Source organism: Chromobacterium sp. LK1 (genome assembly GCF_001043555.1).
In the GTDB taxonomy this organism is placed as follows: domain Bacteria; phylum Pseudomonadota; class Gammaproteobacteria; order Burkholderiales; family Chromobacteriaceae; genus Chromobacterium; species Chromobacterium aquaticum.
Map to the genome: position 1 here is coordinate 25,253 of NZ_LDUI01000003.1, position 17,421 is coordinate 42,673.

Sequence of the window (17,421 nt, forward strand, 5' to 3'; positions counted from 1 at the left end):
GAGCGGCCATTATCGGAAGCGACGATAGTTTTGTTAAATCTTAAATTACAATTTGTTTGATAGTGTTTATTAATGGAACGGAAACCGCCTCATTCCTCCGCCAGCAGTCGTTCGATGCGGCGGTCCGGCACCAGCCAGATCAGCGCGATCAGCGCGTACATCGCCGCGGACAGCCATTCCCAGTGGAAGGCGGCGGCAATGCCGATCAGATAGCACAGCGGGGAGAGCTTGCCCTTGATGTCCTTGCCCAAGGCCTCGGACAGCCGGCTGCGGTTGCCGGGCAGGCACAGCAGCGATTGCTGCATCAGCCACCAGGCCAGCGCGCACATCAGCAGCACCACGCCGTACAGCGCCACCGGCAGCGGCGCGAAGTGGTTTTCGCCCATCCAGCCGGTGACGAAGGGGATCAGCGACAGCCAGAACAACAGGTGCAGATTGGCCCACAGCACGCGGCCGTCCACGCGCTGGATGGCGTGGAAGAAGTGATGGTGGTTGTTCCAGTACAGGCCCACGTAGATGAAGCTGAGCACATAGCTGAGGAAGACCGGCCAGTGCGCTTGCAGCGCCGCCCAAGTGGTGTCGTGCGGCACTTTCAGTTCCAGCACCATGATGGTGATGATGATGGCGAGCACGCCGTCGCTGAAGGCTTCCAGCCGGTTCTTTCCCATAATGTCCCTATCAGCTGTTTCAATCGGATGATAGGGGCAGTATAGACGGCTTTCAGAGCGTGTTTACGATCTAGCGAGCAAGAGCGAGACAAGGCGAAAACGGCTGAAGAAGCGGAATGGTCATACGGTACATGAGCATTCTGAAGTCGTTTTCAACGCCGTTTCGCCGACGCGCAGCAGATCGTAAACAGGCTTTCAGCCCGGCTGCTGGGCCGGCGCGGGGCGGTAAGGCAGGCGGATGCGGGTGACGAAGCGCTCGCCGTCCAGGCGCGCGTTGAGCGAGGCCTCGGCGTCGAAATACAGCTCCAGCCGCTCGGCCAGATTGTCCAGCGCCATGTGGTGGCCGGGCGTGGCAGCCGCCGGTTCCGGGTTGACCGGATTGCTGATGGTCAATTCCAGCTGCTGCTCGTGGCGGCGCGCCTGGATGCGGATCTCGCCGCCGTCGGGCAGCCGTTCTATGCCGTGGAACACCGCGTTTTCCGCCAGCGGTTGCAGGATCAGCGGCGGCAGCGCCGCGTCCAGCGGCGCTTGCACGTCCCAGCTCACTTGCAGGCGCGCGCCCAGGCGCACCGCTTCTATCGCCAGATACATGGACGCCAGTTCGATCTCGCGGCCCAGCGTGGATTGCCGCGCCGGGTCCGCCAGTTGGGCGCGGAACAGATCGGCCAGGTTTTCCAGCACCATTTCCGCCTTGTCCGGCTGGGGGCTGATCAGCGCGATGGCGGCGTTGAGGCTGTTGAACAGGAAGTGTGGGCGGATGCGCGCCTGCAGCGCGATCAGCCGCGCTTCGGATAGCGCCGGCGACAGCGCGCGCGCGCGCAGATTGAGGTAGTGCTGCATCAAGCCGCCCACCGCGCCGGCCAGCAGCACCTGGCCCCAGGGCATGGGTTCCAGCGGGCTGAGCAGGCGGCCGCACAGGGCGAAGGACAGCAGGCAGACGCCGGCGGTGGCCAGCACCGTGCGCCGGCGGCGGTGCAGGCGCGGGCCCAGCAGCGCCAGCAGGCCCAGGCTGAGCAGGGCGCCGGGCACTTGCTGGCTGGCCAGGCGCAGCAGCCGCCAGGCCGGCGGTTCGCCGCCGCCGTCCAGCAGCAGGCCGCCCAGCAGGAACAGGCCGAGCAGCAGCAGCGCGCGCAGTTGCACGCCCAGGTTGCGGTAGTCGGGCAGGTTGGAGGGCGGCGGTGGCGGCATGAGGGCGCGGGGGGAAATAGGATAGCCGCATCATAGCAAGGAAAACCCGCACTGGCCGAAGGCGCTCGCCGCTGGCATAGTAGGGGATTCCCGGCGGCGCCGCGCGCCCCCGGAGTTTCGCCAAGTTTTTCGTCCGCAGCCATCGTAGAAAGCATTGCCATGCAAGATCAACACGCCTGGTCCGGCCGTTTCTCGGAGCCGGTATCCGAACTCGTCAAGAAATACACCGCCTCGGTGGATTTCGACCGACGATTGGCCGAATTCGACATCGAGGGCTCGCTGGCCCACGCCGCCATGTTGCAGCGCGCCGGCGTGCTGTCCGCCGAAGACCTGGCTGCGATCCGACGAGGCATGGCTGAGGTGTTGGACGATATCCGCGCCGGCCGCTTCGAGTGGAGCGTGGATCTGGAAGACGTGCACATGAACGTGGAGCGCCGGCTCACCGACAAGATCGGCGACGCCGGCAAGCGCCTGCACACCGGCCGCAGCCGCAACGACCAGGTGGCCACCGACATCCGCCTGTGGCTGCGCGCGCAGATCGACGCCATCGTCGGCCTGATCGGCGAGCTGCAGCACAGCCTGCTGGACCTGGCGGAACAGCACGCCGAAACCGTGCTGCCCGGCTTCACCCATTTGCAGGTGGCGCAGCCGGTGACCTTCGGCCATCACATGCTGGCCTATGTGGAAATGCTGGCGCGCGACGCCGAGCGCATGAGCGATTGTCGCAAGCGCGTCAACCGCCTGCCCTTGGGCGCGGCGGCGCTGGCCGGCACCACTTTCCCGATCGACCGCCATTACACCGCCCAGCTGCTGGGCTTCGACGATGTCTGCCACAACTCGCTGGACGCGGTGTCCGACCGCGACTTCGCGATTGAATTCACCGCCGCCGCCAGCCTGGTGATGGTGCATCTGTCGCGGCTGTCCGAGGAGCTGATCCTGTGGATGAGCCCGCGCGTCGGCTTCATCGACATCGCCGACCGCTTCTGCACCGGCAGCTCCATCATGCCGCAGAAGAAGAACCCGGACGTGCCGGAGCTGGTGCGCGGCAAGTCCGGCCGCGTGGTCGGCCATCTGATCGCGTTGGTGACGCTGATGAAGGCGCAGCCGCTGGCCTACAACAAGGACAACCAGGAGGACAAGGAGCCGCTGTTCGACACCGCGGACACCTTGATCGACACCCTGCGCATCTACGCCGACATGATGCGTGGCGTCACCGTGAAGCCGGAGGCGATGCGCGCGGCGGTGCTGCAGGGCTTCGCCACCGCCACCGATCTGGCCGACTACCTGGTGAAGAAGGGCGTGCCCTTCCGCGACAGCCATGAGGTGGTGGCGCTGACGGTGCGCCACGCCGAGCAGCAGGGCGTGGACATCGCCGATCTGTCGCTGGCCAAGCTGCGCGAGTTCTCGCCCTTGATCGAGGACGATGTGTTCGCGGTGCTGAGCCCGGAAGGCAGCCTGGCGCAGCGCGACCACGTGGGCGGCACCGCGCCGCGCCAGGTGCGCTTGCAGATCGAGCGCCACCGCCAGCGCCTGCGGGCCGAATAAGAACGGCTAACCAAACCCCTGATGCTGCGTTGCGCCGACTTGCCGTGCTCGTGGTACATGAGCATTTTGAGCTGGTTTTTAACGCGGTATCGCTGAAGCGCAGCAGACATTGAACAGGTGCTAAGCGCCGGTCTAGCCTGATCACGACAGGGCCGCGCGCCGCCGGTTTCGGCGGTGTGCGGCCCTTTGTTCTTTTCCGGAGGCCCGGCCTAGCGCGATGGCATGGCCGATTGCGGCAATTTATATCAATATCTAGTCAATCAAAGACATTTTATTAAATAAATCTTTCTAATTAGCTTTTCCGACTCGGACTAAACCGTTATCTTTAGCGCCTGACTTCGAGGGCTTCGCACGACAGCGGCGCCGCGCGCCGCGCGGCGGGTGTCCGAACCTCCTCCGGGGCGACGCGGCAAGACCCGGCCGCCCCTCATCCTGACAGTCCCCGCCTTTTCATGATTTCTTCGCCAGCGTCAGCCATGACGCGGATGGTCGCGCGTGGTCATGGCCCGGGCGCAAGGCTGTCCCTTGTCATTCCGTCACGCCGGGGAACAACGTGTTTAGTCGCCATCGCTTCCGTCACCTGATCAGCCGAGGCAATCAATTCCGCGGCAGCCTCAATGCCGCGGAATGGGCCTTGGTGCTGCTGGTGGCCCTGTTGCCGGCGGCGATAGGCCTGCCCCTGACCTGGAACCGCTACCAGCTGGACGTGCAGGCCCAGTTGCAAAGCGCCGCGGCGCGCGCGGTCAAGTCGGTGGACCAGGTGTTCGGCCAGGTGGACCGCTCATTGGACGAGGCCGCGCCGCTGGCCGGGCAGCCTTGCCGGCAGGCGCGCGCCCGGCTGGTGTCGCTGGCGGCCTTCGATCCCTATATCCGTTCGCTAGGCCTGCTGGACGGCCGCCGCCTGTACTGCACCTCGGTGCTGGGCGCGCAGGACACGGTGTTGCCGTTCACGCCGTCGGCGCCGCGGCAGCTGATCTACCGCCAGGGTTCCGGGCCGCTGTATCCCAAGCGCCCCTTCCTGATGCGCACCTTGCTGACCGGGCAGGGCCAGGGCGTCGTCGCCAGCGTGGAGCTGGCTTATTTCAGTCCGCTGCTGCCGGGGCAGGCCGACGACGGCCGCAGCGGCTCGCTGTTGGTGTTGAACGGCCAGCAGGCGGTGCTGTCGACCCAGGCGGGCGTTGCCGGCGTGCCCGCCGACGCGGCGCTGCGGGTGATGGCGGCGTCGAAGCGCTATCCGCTGGCGGTGCAAAGCTGGGTGGACGCCGATTACCTGTGGAGCGGCGCGTCGGCGCGCCTGTTGCGCGCCTTGCTGCTGTTGCTGCCGGTGGGCGTGGTCGGCGCGGCCTTGCTGCTGGGCTATCTGCGCAAGCGCGGCTCGGTCAGCGGCGAAATCCAGCTGGCGCTGCGCAATCAGGAGTTCCTGCCTTACTACCAGCCGGTGTTCGACGCCTGCGGCCGCCGTTGCATGGGAGTGGAGGTGCTGCTGCGCTGGCAGCATCCGCGCCAGGGCCTGGCGCCGCCGGACTTGTTCATCCCGGTGGCGGAGGCCTCCGGCATGATCATCCAGATCACCCGCTACCTGATGCGGCGGGTGGCCGCCGACATGGCCGCGCTGCCCCTGCCCGAGCGCTTCTTCGTGGCGCTCAATCTATCGCCCAGCCATCTGCAGCACGCGCAGCTGGTGGATGACTGCCGGACGTTTTTGCAACACTTCGCGGACGCGCCGCCGCGGTTGGTGCTGGAAGTGACCGAGCGCGAGCCTATCCGGGTGACGCCGCAAAGCCAGCAGGTGATGGCCGCGCTGCGGCGGATGCGGGTGCAGATCGCCATCGACGATTTCGGCACCGGCCACAGCAGCCTGGCCGAACTCAACCGCATCCATGCCGATCACCTGAAGATAGACCGGGTGTTCGTGGCGGCGATAGGCAGTGATTCCATCGCCAACCGCATCCTGGAGATGATCATCGACCTGGCCAAGCAGCTGCGCATCACCATGGTGGCCGAGGGCGTGGAAACCGAGCAGCAGCGCGCCTATCTGCAGCGGAGCGGCGTGCATTATCTGCAAGGTTATCTGTTGGCGCGGCCGATGCCGCTGGAGCAACTGCGCGATTTCCTGGCGCGGCTGAAGGAGCCGCAAGAGGAGGGACAGGCGGCTGGTTGAGTAAAAAATACGCAATAAACGAACACTATTGGCCGATATCAAGCTGGAATAGTGGTTCTGTTTGCCGCTGACCCGCAAAATATGTTACTAAAGTGACGTGATTTTCGATTCCGAATAGTTATGAGCCGCTCACCCCGTCACGACAAGATTCTGCAGCTGGTCCGCGAAAACGGCTTCATGCCGATCGAAGAGTTGGCCAGGCTGCTCGATGTCACCCCACAAACCATCCGCCGCGATATCAATCAGCTGTGCGAAGCCAATCTGTTGCGCCGTTACCACGGCGGCGCCGCGCTGGGCAGCAGCGTGGAGAACGAGGATTATTTCGCGCGCAAAGGAAAATTCCAGAGCGAAAAGGCGCATATCGCCGACATGATCGCCAGCAGCATCCCCGATCATGCCTCGCTGTTCATGAGCATAGGCACCACCATAGAGGCGGTGGCCCAGGCGCTGACCAGCACGCACAAGGGTTTGCGGGTGATCACCAACAACATCCACGTTGCTTCCATCATGTCCACCAATCCGGATTTCACGGTGATGATCACCTCCGGCACGGTGCGCGCGTCCGATGGCGGCATCACCGGCGTGGCCACGCTGGACTTCATCAATCAGTTCAAGGTGGACTACGCCATCATCGGCGTGTCGGGCATCGAGCCGGACGGCTCGCTGCTGGACTTCGACTACCGCGAAGTGCGGGTGGCGCAGGCGATGATGTCCAACGCCCGTCACCGCTACCTGGCGGCGGACCACAGCAAGTTTGGCCGCAACGCCTTGGTGCGCATGGGCCATATCAGCGAGTTCCACACCGTGTTCACCGATTCGCTGCCGCCGGAGCCGGTGACCAAGCTGCTGGAAGAGCAGGGCGTGCGCCTGGTGCTGACCGAGGCCTGAGAAGCTTCCAAAGCCGCTTCGGCGATACGGCGTTAACAGGTTTTGAGAACGCGGATCGTAAACAGGCATCCTGGATGCGGCGCTGAGCGCCGCGGCCGAAAAAAAGCCCGGAACCTCTCGGTGGTCCGGGCTTTTTCGCGTCCGGGCCGGACTCAGCCCGGCATGGTTTCCACCCGGTTGCGGCCGTTGGCCTTGGCCAGGTAGAGCATTTCGTCGGCCTGCTGCACCAGCTCGGTGCTGGAGCCGGCGCTGGCCAGCGAGCTGATGCCCACGCTGAAGGTCTGGCGGAAATCGCCGTCCGGCGCGCGCTGCTGAATCTGGCTGAAATCCTGGCGCAGCTGATCCATCAGCTCCAGCGCCTGCTGCTGGCTGGTGCCCGGCAGCACGATGGCGAATTCCTCGCCGCCGTAGCGGCCCACCAGGTCGCTGCTGCGCAGCCGCTCCTTGAGGAAGCGCGCCAGATTGATCAGCAGTTCATCGCCGGCCGGGTGGCCGTGACTGTCGTTGATGGCCTTGAAGAAATCCAGGTCCAGCATCGCCAGCGACAGCGGCCGCTGTTCGCGGCGCGCGCGCTGGATGCTGTATTCCAGTTGGCCGTGCAGATGGGAGTGGTTGAGCAGGCCGGTGAGACTGTCGTTGATGATGTAGGAGCGCAGCTTGCGATAGCGGCGCGCGCGGTTGATCACGGTGACGATCAGTTCTTCCGGCGCCACAGGCTTGGTCAGGAAGCCGTCTATGCCCAGGGTCAGCGCGTCCAGTTGCACCGCCTGGCGTTTCTCCACCGACAGGAACACCACCGGGATGCCGTCCAGCAGCCGCTGCTGGCGGATCACCTTGGCCAGTTCCATGCCGCTGCACTGCGGCATGTACATATCCATCAGGATCAGGTCCGGGCGGAATTGCTCTATCATTTCCAGCACCCGCTCCGGCTGGGTTTCCTCGCGTGTTTCCACGCCCTGGGCGTTGAGCACGCTGGAGTAGAGCCCGGCCAGCGATTCCATGTCCTCCACGATCAGCACGCGCAGCGGCTCGCGTTTCTCGCCCAGATCGCCAAAGCTCAATTGATCTATCAGCTGATGCGCCTGCAGCGGCCAGTCCAGCAGGCTGCCGGCGCCGGCGCGCACCGCCGCCAGCCGCGCCTGGAAATCGTGCAGCGGCGAGGTCAGGATCAGCGGGCAGATGCTGCTGATGGTGGGCGCCAGCAGCAGGATGGGGTCGTTGGCGGCGAATTCGGTGAAGGCCACCACCGCTTCCGGCGCCTTGTCCTGCAGCGCCTGGGCCAGCTTGGCCGCCTGCTGGATCACCTTGGCGTGGATGCCGTAGCAGGACAGCTGCTGGATCAGCGGCGTGGCGTCCACGTCTTGCGGCAGCCATAGATAGAGGGTGACCAGGCCGCCGCCCAGCAGATTGTCGTAGTCGATTTCCGGCAGGCCGTCCTTGCGTTCCATCATGCCCAGCTGGCTGACCAGGCCCAGGTGATGGCGCAGGCGGTTGTAGCGCTCGTTTTCCGACGGCTGGCTCTGCGGCTGTTGGATCCAGCCTTGCAGCAGCCGCGACAGGGTCTGGATTTCCCCGGTGATTTCGTTCAGATCCTGCTCGCGCACCAGATCTTCCAGCCGCAGGATCAATGACAGCAGGTGGGCGGCCAGCGGCCGCTCCCAGCGCGTGACCAGCATGTGGCCGATGCGATCGATTTCCTGTGCCAGGTGCACACGTTGTTTGAAAGCCTGATGTTGCGACATGATCGAGTATTCCCCGGTGGACCCGGTCGTCCAATATTCAAGTTCTGAAGCCGCGCCTGAGGCGCGCTGTTATAATTCGCCGTTGGATTGCAACGGCCTGGCAAAAATTTTTAATGAACGTTTTTTACGAAGAGAGCGGCGGCTTTAAGGTCGGCAGCATCGTTTCGCGCAATGACGCTAGTCTGCAAGTGGATACCCAGCATGGCAAGCGCGCCAAGATCAAGGCGGCGAATGTTTTCCTGGAGTTTAGCTCCGCATTGGGCGATTTTCTGCCCATGGTAGAGCAACTTGCCGCGGATATTGACCTGGATTTCCTGTGGGAATGCTGCCCGGACGATGAGTTCGGCTATGAGGCGCTGGCTGCCGATTACTGGGGCCACGCGCCGTCGGCGGCGGAGTCCGCCGCCATTGTGTCGCGGCTGTATGGCGCGCCGATGTACTTCTACAAGAAGGGCAAGGGCCGCTACAAGAAGGCGCCGGAAGAGGCGTTGAAGGCGGCGCTGGCCGGGCTGGAGCGCAAGAAGCGCGAGCAGGAGCAGATCGAACAGTGGGTGGTCGAGCTGAAAGCCGGCCAGCTGCCGGAGGCGATCCGCAGCCAGTTGATGACATTGTTGTGGAAACCCGACAAGAACACGCTGGAGTTCAAGGCCTTCGACCAGGCCGCGCGCGAACTCAACCTGCCGCCGCTGCGGCTGGCGGACAAGGCCGGCGGCATTTCCTCGGTGCCGGACTACCTGATGGCCGGCTTCATGCTGGAGTTCTTCCCCAAGGGCCGCGGCTTCGGCAAGTACGAGCTGCCGGCGTTGCCGGAAGATCTGCCGCTGTCGCCGGTGCGCGCTTTCTCCATCGACGACGCCAACACCACCGAGATCGACGATGCCTTGTCGGTGCAGGACTTGCCCAACGGCAACAAGCGCGTCGGCATCCACATCGCCGCGCCCTCGCTGGGCATCGGGCTGGATTCGCCGCTGGAAAAGCTGCTGCTGTCGCGCCTGTCCACCGTCTACTTCCCCGGCGACAAGATCACCATGTTGCCGGACGACCTGGTGGAAATGTTCACGCTGAAGGAAGGCCACGACTGCCCGGCGCTCAGCCTCTACGTGGAGGTGACGCCGGAGTTCGAGCCGGTGGCCTACGAGAACCGCATCGAGAAGGTGCATATCGCCGCCAACCTGCGCCATGGCGCGCTGGAGCAGTTCTTCAATGAAGCAACGCTGGCCTGCGATCCGGGCGTGGACTATCCGTTCAAGCAGGAGCTGATCTGGTTCTGGCAGTTCGCCGAAGCGCTGGAGAAGCGCCGTGGCAAGTACGATCCGACGCGGCCGGTGCAGATGGATTACAACTTCGACGTGGTCGACGGCAAGGTGCTGATCACCTTGCGCAAGCGCGGCGCGCCGATGGACAAGCTGGTGTCCGAGTTGATGATCCTGGCCAATAGCGAGTGGGGCCGGATGCTGGCCGAGGCCGACATTCCCGGCATGTACCGCGCGCAGAGCATGGGCAAGGTGCGGATGACCACGCGGCCGGAGCCGCACACCGGCCTGGGCGTCGCCCAGTACGCGTGGGCGACGTCGCCGCTGCGCCGCGCCACCGACTTCATCAACCAGCGTCAGCTGATGTCGATGATCCGTGGCGAGAAGCCGCAGTTCGAGCAGGGCGACGCGATGTTGTTCGCCATCCTGCGCGACTTCGACACCACTTACTCCGCCTACCTGGGCTTCCAGGACCGGATGGAGCATTTCTGGTGCCTGCGCTGGTTCAGCCAGGAAGGCATCAGCGCGCCCACCGCCACCTTCATCAAGGAGGACTTGGTGCGCATCGACGGCCTGCCGATGCGGGTGCGCATCCCGGGCCTGCCGGAGCTAGCGCGCGGCGATCGCATCCAGCTGTCGGTGATCCGCATCGATGAGTTGATGCAGGAGATCGAGCTGCGCTGCGTGGGTGTGCTCGGCCATGTCGACGCCGCCGAGGACGAGGCGTCCGAAGCAGAGCCGGAGACGGGCGAGGCGGACGGCCAGGCCGGTTGAGTCCGCCCTGCGAGAGGTGTGAAAAGGCGGCTTGGGCCGCCTTTTTTGCGTCCGGCCGGAGGGGGCTTAGAGCCTGTTCAAAATCTCGCGAGCAAGAGCGAGACAAGGCGTTGCGGCTGAGAAAGCGGAGTGTACATACGGTACATGAGCATTTCGAAGCGGCACTCACCGTGTCGCGTCTCTCGACGCGCAGCAGACTTTGAACAAGTTCTCAGAACATCTCGTCCAGCGCGGTGCACGCCTCGCGCAACTCCGGCAGCGCCGCGGCCAGGTCCTCGCGTTTCAGGCCGGCGCGCTCCATCACATTGGCCGGCAGCGTCGCCAGCATGTCTTCCTCGCTCATCGCGTGGCTGAAGCCGGAAATCATGAAGGAGGCCAGGCCGATCAGCAGCGCGTACGGCGACACTTCCTCGTTCAGCAGATCATGCTGGTTGAAGATGGCTTCCTGGATTTCGTCCGGGAAACTCCAGCGCCGCGCCAGTTCGGCGCCCACCTCGGTCAGGTCCATGCCCAGCAGCATGCGCTCGGTGGCCACCCGATCGGCGCCGCCGGCGACGATCTTGTCGATTTGCAGCGCCTGTTCCGGCACCGCCACGTAGAGCACCAGTTCGCCGATATTGGACAGCAGGCCGCAGGTATAGCCCAGCTGCGGGTCCAGCCGGGCCAGCTTGGCCAGCCGCTTGGCGGCGTTGGCCATCGCGAAGCTGCGCTGCCAGAACGCCTTCATGTCGAAGCCCTGGATGCCCAGCGTGGCGCCGGTCACGCCGGAGGCGATCACCAGCACCCTGAGGTTGTCGAAGCCGAGCAGGACGATGGCGTCGTCCAGCGAGCCCACGCGGCGGCTGCCGCCGAAGCGCGCGGTATTGGCCAGCCGCAGCACGCGCGCGGTCAGCACTTGGTCATGTCCCACCTTGTCGGTAATGTCGTCTATGTTCACGTCGGTGCGGTGAAAGCTGGCCACCAGTTCCTGTACCACTTTGGGCACCATGGGCAGCTTGCCCGACGCTTTTTCAAATATTTCCGCCACTTGCATAGGGGTCTCCAATAGGTGAGCCGTCGCCGGCGCGGGCGTGGGCCGGCAGGCGATGAAGTCCTGCTTCTTGAGCTTAGGCAATTGGCGGGGGAAAGGAAGGACAAAACCGGACAGGGGCGGGCCGGCGGCGGGCGGCCCACCAAAAAAAACAGGGCCGGGAGGCCCTGTAAAGAAGCAACGTCGTTTAATTCCTATGCAGCTGGCTCGCTTCCAAGGCCAGCTGGGTGATGCGGTCCCAGTCGCGGTTGGCGATGGCATCGTCCGGGGTCAGCCAGCTGCCGCCCACGGCCAGCACATTGGGCAGCGCCAGGTATTCCGGCGCTTTCTTGATGTCGATGCCGCCGGTGGGGCAGAAGCGCAGATCGGAGAACGGGCTGGCCAGCGATTTGAGCAGCTTGACGCCGCCCACGGCCTCGGCCGGGAACAGCTTCTGGATGGTGAAGCCTTCGTCCTGGGCGCGCATCGCCTCGGACGGGGTGGCGATGCCGGGAATCAGCGTCAGATTGGCGGCGCGGGCGGCGGCGCCCAGCTCCGGGGTGAAGCCGGGGCTGACGCCGAATTGCGCGCCGGCGTCGATGGCGGCTTCCACGTGGGCGCGGGTGCGCAGCGTGCCGGCGCCGACGATGGCGCCCGGCACTTCGTCGCGCATGCGGCGCATCGCCGCCAGCGCGGCCTTGGTGCGCAGCGTCACTTCCAGCACGCGCACGCCGCCGGCCACCAGCGCCTGGGCCAGCTCAACGGCCACGGCCGCGTCGTTGACGATGATCACCGGAACAACCGGGCCTTGGCGCAGCAGGGTCAATGCGTCCATATTCATTTTCTCCAAGAAGCGGGGTGGAAGTCGGGATGGCGGAAGCTGGTGGCGCCGGCTTCGGCGTGGTCTGCCACCGAGCGGAACACCGCGAACAAATCCCGGCCCATGCCAAAATCATTATGCGTCAGGTCGGCCTGCGCCGGTTCGCGCGCGGCCCATTCGGCCTCGTCCACCAGCACGGTCAGTTCGCCGCTATTGGCGTCCAGCCGCACCGGGTCGCCGTCGCGCACCTTGCCGATCGGTCCGCCGGACAAGGCTTCCGGCGATACGTGGATGGCGGCCGGCACCTTGCCGGACGCGCCGGACATGCGGCCGTCGGTGACCAGGGCCACCTTGAAGCCGCGCTCCTGCAAGATGCTCAAGGCCGGGGTCAGCTTGTGCAGTTCCGGCATGCCGTTGGCGCGCGGGCCCTGGAAGCGGATCACCGCGATGAAGTCTTTTTCCAGCTCGCCGCGCTTGAACGCCGCCAGCATGTCGTTCTGGTCGTGGAAGATCAGCGCCGGCGCTTCCACCACCCGGTGTTCCGGCTTGACCGCGGACACCTTGATCACTGCGCGGCCCAGCTTGCCGGACAGCAGCTTGAGGCCGCCGTCGGCGGAGAAGGGATCGGCGGCGGTGCGCAGCACGCTGTCGTCGCCGCTGTCGGTCGGCGCGTCGCGCCATTTGAGTTCGCCCTGCTCCAGCCACGGTTCCTGCGCGTAGCGCGACAGGCCGCGGCCGGCCACGGTGCCCACGTCTTCGTGCAGCAGGCCGGCGGACAGCAGTTCGCGGATCACGAAGCCCATGCCGCCGGCGGCGTGGAAGTGGTTCACGTCGGCCTTGCCGTTGGGGTAGGCGCGCACCAAGAGCGGCACCACGGCGGAGAGTTCGTCGAAATCGTCCCAGTTCACATCGATGCCGGCGGCGCGCGCGATGGCGACGATGTGCATGGTGTGGTTGGTGGAGCCGCCGGTGGCCAGCAGGCCGACGATGGCGTTGACGATGGACTTCTCGTCTATCATCTCGCCCACCGGGGTGAAGGCCTTGCCCTGGGCGGCGATCTTGGCCGCCTGTTTGGCGGCGGCGCGGGTCAGCGCCTCGCGCAGCGGGGTGCCCGGATTGACGAAGGCGGCGCCGGGCAGGTGCAGGCCCATGATCTCCATCAGCATCTGATTGGAGTTGGCGGTGCCGTAGAAGGTACAGGTGCCGGGGCCGTGGTAGGACTGGCATTCGGATTCCAGCAGCGCGTCGCGGCCGACCTTGCCTTCGGCGTACAGCTGGCGCACCTTGGCTTTTTCATCGTTGGCGATGCCGGTGGTCATCGGGCCGGCGGGAACGAACACCGCCGGCAGGTGGCCAAAGGACAGCGCGCCTATCAGCAGGCCGGGCACGATCTTGTCGCACACGCCCAGATACAGCGCGGCGTCGAACATCTGGTGGGACAGCGCCACCGCGGTGCTCATCGCGATGATGTCGCGCGAGAACAGGGACAGCTCCATGCCCGGCTGGCCCTGGGTCACGCCGTCGCACATCGCCGGCACGCCGCCGGCGAACTGGGCGGTGGCGCCGGCCGCCAGCGCCGCCTCCTTCAGCAGCGCCGGATAGGTTTCCAGCGGCTGGTGGGCGGACAGCATGTCGTTATAGGAAGAGACGATGGCCAGATTGGGGCGATGCTCTTCCTTGAGATGGATCTTGATGCCGTCGGGCATGGCGGCGAAGGCGTGGGCCAGATTGGTACACGACAGTTGCGAGCGCTCCACCCTTCCCTGATGGGCTGCGGCGCGCACTCGGTCCAGGTAGGCGGCGCGCGTCGCCTGGCTCCGGTTGACGATGCGCTCGGTAACGGCGGACAGGGTGGGGTGCAAGGCCATGATGACGTTCCGTGTTGAAGTGGGTTGATAGTAGTTTTACTACACTCAAAATGCAAGACGCGCTCCAGCGCCGCACAAGCATGATACGCCGGGCGACACGACGCTACACGCGCCATTACAGCGATTGGCCGATTTGTTTGCTTTGGGGCAAAAGGTGTTGCAAAAGCGGCCTGCGCCCGCGTGATGACATGGACAAGGTAAAAGCTGGTGGTAATATAACTACATCTACAAACATCTCGAGATGGAAGATCAGGATGGATACTCGTACTACGCCAACCCCGGCCTTCGATATGGTGTTGTTCGGCGGCGCCGGCGATCTGGTGATGCGCAAGCTGCTGCCCTCGCTGTACCAGGCGCACGCCGCCGGCCTGCTCAACCAGCAAGGCCGCATCCTGGCGCTGGGCCGCAAGGACTTGAGCCGCGACGACTACCTGGCCTTTGTCGAGAAGAACTCGCGTCAGCACGTCAAAACCCATTTCGACGCCGCCGCCTGGGACAGCTTCTGTGCGCGGATCGAGTATCTGAAGGTGGATGCCTCGCAGCCGCGGGATTTCCCGGCGCTGGCGGACAAGCTCAAGGACGACGGCGACCGCGTGGTGGTCTGTTATCTGGCCACCGCGCCCAATCTGTTCGCCGGCATCTGCGAGAACCTGGCGGCGGTGGGCCTCAATAGCGGCAATGTGCGCGTGGTGCTGGAAAAACCGCTGGGCACCGACCTGGATTCCTCCAACGAGATCAACGATGACGTGGCGCGCTTCTTCAAGGAAGAGCAGCTGTACCGGATCGACCATTACCTGGGCAAGGAATCGGTGCAGAACCTGATGGCGATCCGCTTCGCCAACGCGCTGTTCGAGCCGCTGTGGCGGCGCGAATGGATACACGATGTGCAGATCACCATCTCCGAAGACCTGGGCGTGGGCAGCCGTGGTGATTTCTACGACGGCACCGGCGCGCTGCGCGACATGGTGCAGAACCACCTGTTGCAATTGCTGTGCATCGTGGCGATGGAGCCGCCGGCCAATATGGAAGCCGACGCGGTGCGCGACGAGAAGCTCAAGGTGCTGAAGGCCTTGCGCCCGTTCAGCGAGCAGGACGTGGCGGCCAAGACCGTGCGCGGCCAATACAAGGCCGGCGCCGTGGGCGGCCAGCCGGTGGTCGGCTATCTGAACGAGCAAGGCATCCCCGCCGACAGCCAGACCGAGACCTTCGTCGCGCTCAAGGCCGAGATCGACAACTGGCGCTGGGCCGGCGTGCCCTTCTTCCTGCGCACCGGCAAGCGGATGCAGGAGCGGGTAGCCGAGATCGTCATCAACTTCCGCGATGTGCCGCACCAGCTGTTCAACGGGCCGATGAGCGGCAGCCACACCGCCAACCGGCTGGTGATCCGCCTGCAGCCGGAGGAAAGCATCCGCCTGTACTTCCTGGCCAAGGAGCCGGGCGACAATATGCGCCTGCAGCCGGCCTATCTCGACCTGGACTTCTATAAAGCGTTCAAAGTGCGCCGCGCCGATGCCTACGAGCGCCTGCTGCTGGACGTGATCCGCGGCAAGCTGGCGCTGTTCATGCGCCGCGACGAGTTGATCGAGGCCTGGCGCTGGGTGGAACCCATCATGGACAGCTGGAGCCGCAGCAGCAATCTGCCGCCCAAGCAGTACACCGCCGGCACTTGGGGTCCGGCGGCGTCCAGCGCGTTGTTATCGCGCGATGGGATAGGCTGGCACGAGGAATGCTGAGCCGCATGGAGGCATCCATCTGTTGCGCGTCCCGATCTCGGGGCGGCGATGCTGACCTTAACTTCTTACCCGCGGAGCGCCGCTGATGAACTGCGTAGAATTCTCCGATAGCGAGCAACAGTCGACCGCGCTGGCCAATAGCGTGGCCGCCAGGCTGGGCGCCGCCATCGCCAGCCAGGGCGCCGCCGTGCTGGCGGTGTCCGGCGGCAAATCGCCGATTCCCTTCTTCCACATGCTCAGCACCATGGCGATAGACTGGTCCAAGGTGAGCATCACCCTGGTGGACGAGCGCTTCGTGCCGGACAGCCATCCGGACAGCAACGCCGCGCTGGTGCGCGCCCATCTGTTGCGCGACCGCGCCGTGGCGGCGCGTTTCCTGCCCCTGGTAGAAGACGCCGCGGACATCGACGCCGACGTGGCGCGCGCCAACGCCGCTTTCGTTCCGCCCACCGTCGCCATCCTGGGCATGGGCGAGGACGGCCACACCGCTTCGCTATTTCCCGGCACCGACGAACTGGCGGCCGGCCTGGACCCGGCGTCCGCCGCCGCCTTCCTGGCGGTGACGCCCAAGACCGCGCCGCACCGCCGCGTGTCGATGAGCTATGCCGCGCTGCTGCGCGCCGACTGTCTGATCCTGTCCATCCAGGGCGACAAGAAGCGCCAGGTGCTGGACGCCGCCGCCCAGGGCGTCAGCGACGCGCTGCCGATCAGCCATTTCCTGGCCCAAGACAAGGTAGCGCTGGATGTCTACTGGTCTGCCTGAACAATGGCCGCGGCTGCTGGCCGATATCGGCGGCAGCAACGCCCGCTTCGCGCTGGAAACCGCGCCCGGCGTGATCGAGGACATCGAGGTGCTGCCCTGCGCCGGCTATCCCACGCTGCTGGACGCGGTGCGCGCCTATCTTGATCTGGCCGGCGCGCGCGCGGTCGCTCATGCCGCCTTCGGCATCGCCAACCCGGTGCTGGGCGACTGGGTGCAGATGACCAATCACCATTGGGCCTTCTCCATCGAGGCCACGCGCCAGGCGCTGGGTCTGACCACGCTGCTGGTGATCAACGATTTCACCGCGCTGGCGCTGGCGTTGCCGCATCTGTCGGCCAGCGAGCTGCTGCGCATCGGCGGCGGCGAGGCGGAAGCCGGCGCGCCGCTGGCGCTGATCGGCCCCGGCACCGGCCTGGGCGTGTCGGCGCTGATTCCGTATCCGGGCGGCCATGCGCCCTTGTCGGGCGAGGGCGGCCATGTCGGTTTCGCCCCCTTCGACGAGCGCGAGGCCGACATCTGGCGCCACGCGATGCGGCGCTTCGGCCATGTGTCCGCCGAGCGCCTGCTGTCCGGCTCCGGCATCCCATTGATTTATCAGGCCTTGTGCGAGCGCGCCGGCGAAACGCCGGCGGCGCTGGACCCGGCCGAGGTCACCGCGCGCGGCCTGTCCGGCGCCTGTCCGAGCTGCCGCGAAACCCTGGAAGTGTTCTGCGGCATGCTGGGCGGCGCGGCGGCGAATCTGGCCCTGAATCTCGGCGCCCGTGGCGGCGTGTATCTAGGTGGTGGTATTGTGCCGCGTCTACGCGGTTTTTTTGAACAATCACCATTCCGCCGCCGCTTCGAGGATAAGGGACGGATGTCCGGCTATCTGGCCGCGATTCCGGTCTATCTGATCGTCAGCTCCTACCCGGCCCTGCCGGGCGTGGCCGCCCATCTGGCGGCCGAACTGGCGAAGGCCCGCGCCCGACCCCGGGCGCATCCTGACGACGGCGCGGCAGGAGAGTAAATA

Annotated in this window: 13 protein-coding genes; 7 read left to right on the plus strand and 6 right to left on the minus strand. The window is 65.4% G+C overall.

The features are described 5' to 3' along the window. Positions 1-89 precede the first annotated feature (89 nt). A complete protein-coding gene (locus tag VI26_RS01925) occupies positions 90-668 on the minus strand; it encodes a TMEM175 family protein (RefSeq protein WP_048408061.1) in 579 nt (192 codons plus the stop codon). 195 nt (positions 669-863) lie between these two features. Continuing rightward, on the minus strand, positions 864-1,856 hold the full coding sequence (locus VI26_RS01930) for a sensor histidine kinase (RefSeq protein WP_048408062.1): 993 nt from the start codon (positions 1,854-1,856) through the stop codon (positions 864-866). Positions 1,857-2,015: 159 nt separating this feature from the next. Between VI26_RS01930 and argH the strand changes: the two genes are divergently transcribed. From argH to VI26_RS01945, 3 genes are all read left to right on the plus strand, one after another. Beyond that, positions 2,016-3,401 carry an argininosuccinate lyase gene (gene argH / locus VI26_RS01935; RefSeq protein WP_048408063.1) on the plus strand — a complete coding sequence of 462 codons (1,386 nt, stop codon included), beginning with the start codon at positions 2,016-2,018 and terminating at the stop codon, positions 3,399-3,401. A 553-nt stretch (positions 3,402-3,954) separates the two neighbouring features. Beyond that, on the plus strand, positions 3,955-5,562 hold the full coding sequence (locus VI26_RS01940) for an EAL domain-containing protein (protein ID WP_053074173.1): 1,608 nt from the start codon (positions 3,955-3,957) through the stop codon (positions 5,560-5,562). A 120-nt stretch (positions 5,563-5,682) separates the two neighbouring features. Then, a complete protein-coding gene (locus VI26_RS01945) occupies positions 5,683-6,450 on the plus strand; it encodes a DeoR/GlpR family DNA-binding transcription regulator (protein WP_043639141.1) in 768 nt (255 codons plus the stop codon). Positions 6,451-6,602: 152 nt separating this feature from the next. On the opposite strand, the gene VI26_RS01950 is transcribed toward VI26_RS01945, so the two are convergent. Then, positions 6,603-8,192, minus strand: coding sequence for a diguanylate cyclase (locus tag VI26_RS01950; RefSeq protein WP_231580940.1), 1,590 nt, complete (start codon positions 8,190-8,192; stop codon positions 6,603-6,605). A gap of 113 nt (positions 8,193-8,305) precedes the next feature. On the opposite strand from VI26_RS01950, the gene VI26_RS01955 reads away from it, so the two are divergent. Next, positions 8,306-10,219, plus strand: coding sequence for a ribonuclease catalytic domain-containing protein (locus tag VI26_RS01955; RefSeq protein ID WP_048408064.1), 1,914 nt, complete (start codon positions 8,306-8,308; stop codon positions 10,217-10,219). 211 nt (positions 10,220-10,430) lie between these two features. Here the strand turns inward: VI26_RS01955 and VI26_RS01960 are convergent, their stop codons facing one another. From VI26_RS01960 to edd, 3 genes are all read right to left on the minus strand, one after another. Next, positions 10,431-11,252 carry an HDOD domain-containing protein gene (locus VI26_RS01960; RefSeq protein ID WP_048408065.1) on the minus strand — a complete coding sequence of 274 codons (822 nt, stop codon included), beginning with the start codon at positions 11,250-11,252 and terminating at the stop codon, positions 10,431-10,433. Positions 11,253-11,436: 184 nt separating this feature from the next. Further along, entirely contained in the window at positions 11,437-12,063 is a 627-nt protein-coding gene (locus VI26_RS01965; protein WP_048408066.1) for a bifunctional 4-hydroxy-2-oxoglutarate aldolase/2-dehydro-3-deoxy-phosphogluconate aldolase, read from the minus strand. A 2-nt stretch (positions 12,064-12,065) separates the two neighbouring features. Then, a complete protein-coding gene (gene edd, locus VI26_RS01970; protein ID WP_048408067.1) occupies positions 12,066-13,916 on the minus strand; it encodes a phosphogluconate dehydratase in 1,851 nt (616 codons plus the stop codon). 254 nt (positions 13,917-14,170) lie between these two features. Between edd and zwf the strand changes: the two genes are divergently transcribed. From zwf to VI26_RS01985, 3 genes are all read left to right on the plus strand, one after another. Continuing rightward, entirely contained in the window at positions 14,171-15,649 is a 1,479-nt protein-coding gene (zwf, locus tag VI26_RS01975; protein ID WP_048408068.1) for a glucose-6-phosphate dehydrogenase, read from the plus strand. A gap of 85 nt (positions 15,650-15,734) precedes the next feature. Then, entirely contained in the window at positions 15,735-16,412 is a 678-nt protein-coding gene (pgl, locus tag VI26_RS01980) for a 6-phosphogluconolactonase (RefSeq protein WP_048408069.1), read from the plus strand. After that, positions 16,393-17,418 carry a glucokinase gene (locus tag VI26_RS01985; protein ID WP_048408070.1) on the plus strand — a complete coding sequence of 342 codons (1,026 nt, stop codon included), beginning with the start codon at positions 16,393-16,395 and terminating at the stop codon, positions 17,416-17,418. The genes pgl and VI26_RS01985 overlap by 20 nt, the downstream gene beginning before the upstream one ends. The last annotated feature ends 3 nt before the right edge of the window (positions 17,419-17,421 follow it).